The following is a 2,444-nucleotide window of genomic DNA, read 5'->3' as shown; positions in this document are numbered from 1 at the left end:
GTAAGCACCCGGCGAAGGCATCTTGATCGGCAAGACGAGCAGCCCGACGATCATGTCCATGCAAATTTCAAATGGACAGGTGTAAATGATGGACGAAGTCGAGGTTGTCCCGGATGTGGTTCAGCCGACACGGCGCCGGCGGCATAGCAAGGAATTCAAGGAGATGGTCATTCGGGCGGCAATGCAGCCGAACGTGTCGATTGCGGCCGTAGCACTGCATTACCGGTTGAATGCCAACCTGCTGCGCAGTTGGGTTGCGGCACAGGAGGATCGCGCTGCCGCTGAAGCAGCTCGACAGGAATTGAATGTCGCGTCGCCGGAATTCGTGCCGCTACAGATACGGAATGGCGTTGCAGGGGCGACGCACATCGAGATCGAGGTCCGCAGGGGCGCGACGGCGATCACGGTGCGCTGGCCGCTGTCGGCCGCGAACGACTGCGCAACGTGGCTGCAGGGGTGGTTGCGTTGATCCGCATCGACGCCATTTGGCTCGCGACGGAGCCAGTCGACATGCGCGCCGGTATCGATACGCTGCTTGCACGCGTGGTCAAGGTGTTCGGGTCGGTAAAACCCCATCATGCTTACCTGTTTGCCAATCGTCACTCGACCCGAATGAAGGTGCTGGTCTACGATGGCCTAGGCATATGGCTTGCCGCACGGCGGCTGAACAAGGGGCGCTTCGTCTGGACAAACGGCGAGCAGGCGGTGAGCGTTGGGCTGAGTTCTGAACAGCTTCAGGCTCTGGTGATGGGGCTGCCGTGGCGCACTCTCGCGCCGGATCATGCGATCACGGTGGTTTGAGACCCGCGAGTACGTAAACTGTTTCGCTTGCTGCATTTGGCGCCGCTCTGGCAGACTGATTGCCATGGACATACCCGCCGATCTCAATGCTCTCAGTACCGAACAGATTCGCGAACTAAACGCGAAGCTGATGGCCGAGATCGCAGAGAAAGAAAGAGAGTTGCACTACCGGCAAACACGTATCGACCAGCTTACGCACGAACTCTCGGTGATCAAACGGCAGCAGTTTGGCAGGCGCAGTGAGCAGCTCAACAAGGAGCAACTGAGCCTGCTCGAGGAAGCGCTCGACGCGGATCTCGCGGCAATCGGGCTCGAGTTGCAGGGGCTGAAGTCCGGCAAGCAAACTGGGACGCCACGTCAACAGCCAAAGCGGGCGCCGCTTCCTCCCGAATTGCCACGTATCGACTTTCATCACGAGCCGGACAGCTCGATCTGTACGTGCGGCTGCGAACGCGTTCGTGTCGGCGAGGACATCAGCGAGAAGCTGGATTACACGCCCGGCGTGTTCACGGTAGAGCGGCATATCCGGGGAAAATGGGCGTGCAAAACATGCGAGACGCTGGTGCAGGCTGCGGTGCCGCCTCATGTGATCGACAAGGGCATCCCGACCACCGGCTTGCTGGCTCAGGTGCTGGTCGCCAAGTACAGCGATCACCTGCCGTTATATCGACAGGAGCGCATCTTTGCACGGGCGGGTCTGGCGATCGCGCAATCGACGCTCGGCGCCTGGGTTGGCGCGTGTGGCGTGCGCCTGCAGCCCCTGGTCGATGCACTTCGCGAAGAAGTGTTGCAGCAGGCGGTACTGCATGCCGACGAGACGCCGGTACAGATGCTTGCGCCGGGAAAGGGCAAGACCCATCGAGCCTATCTGTGGGCGTACAGTACTACGCAGTTCTCCGATCTGAAGGCGGTGATCTACGACTTCGCCCAGAGCCGCGCTGGCGAACATGCACGCACATTTCTGGGCGAGTGGCGCGGCAAGCTGACGTGTGACGACTATGGAGGCTATAAGGCTAGCTTCCAGAACGGCGTGACCGAAACCGGGTGCCTGGCCCATGCGCGCCGTAAATTCTTTGACTTACACGTCAAGCACCAGAGCGAGCTGGCCGAGCCGGCGCTGCGATACTTTGGCGCATTGTATGAAATCGAACGCGACGTCGCGGAGCTTGAGCCGGACAGAAGACGTCTTGTGCGTCAGGAGCGCGCTCGCCCCATCGCCGACGAATTTCATGCATGGTTGCTCACGCAACGGCAGCGTGTTCCGGCCGGATCCGGGATCGCCGCAGCACTCGACTACAGCCTCAAACGTTGGGAAGCGCTTACGCGCTATCTGGATGACGGGCACGTGCCAGCGGACAATAATTGGGTCGAGAATCAAATACGTCCATGGGCCCTGGGGCGGTCGAACTGGTTGTTCGCAGGATCCCTGCGTGCCGGAAAACGCGCGGCCGCGATCATGACATTGATCCGCTCGGCACAACTAAACGGGCACGATCCGCTGGCTTACCTGAAGAACGTGCTGACGCGCTTGCCGACACACCGTGCCGCCGACATCACGCAACTTCTTCCTCATCGCTGGACGCCGACCACTGCTTGATGGTTTCAGCGATTGCCCCGTCAAGATGCCTTCCCCGGGTGCTTAC

Annotated in this window: 3 protein-coding genes; all 3 read left to right on the top strand. The window is 60.5% G+C overall.

Annotated elements, in window-relative coordinates; all coding sequences use genetic code 11:
- Nucleotides 1–85 precede the first annotated feature (85 nt).
- Complete coding sequence (locus QCE73_RS39235; RefSeq protein WP_309886184.1) at nt 86–469, top strand: transposase; 384 nt, start codon at nt 86–88, stop codon at nt 467–469.
- Nucleotides 466–801: an IS66 family insertion sequence element accessory protein TnpB gene (tnpB, locus tag QCE73_RS39230; protein ID WP_309886181.1), complete on the top strand. Its 336-nt coding sequence runs from the start codon at nt 466–468 to the stop codon at nt 799–801. Before QCE73_RS39235 ends, tnpB begins: the two co-directional genes overlap by 4 nt.
- 64 nt (nt 802–865) lie before the next feature.
- Nucleotides 866–2,398, top strand: a complete 1,533-nt coding sequence (gene tnpC, locus QCE73_RS39225) for an IS66 family transposase (protein ID WP_309886180.1) — start codon at nt 866–868, stop codon at nt 2,396–2,398.
- Nucleotides 2,399–2,444: the final 46 nt, after the last annotated feature.

This window comes from Caballeronia sp. LZ029 (assembly GCF_031451275.1).
Taxonomy (GTDB): Bacteria; Pseudomonadota; Gammaproteobacteria; order Burkholderiales; family Burkholderiaceae; genus Caballeronia; species Caballeronia jiangsuensis.
Note: the sequence above shows the minus strand (reverse complement) of the source record. Positions and strands in the feature narration are given on the sequence as shown.

Coding starts and splice junctions, on each gene's coding strand:
- QCE73_RS39235 (WP_309886184.1), top strand. CDS start 86: ATGATGGACGAAGTCGAGGTTGTCCCGGATGTGGTTCAGCCGACACGG.
- tnpC (WP_309886180.1), top strand. CDS start 866: ATGGACATACCCGCCGATCTCAATGCTCTCAGTACCGAACAGATTCGC.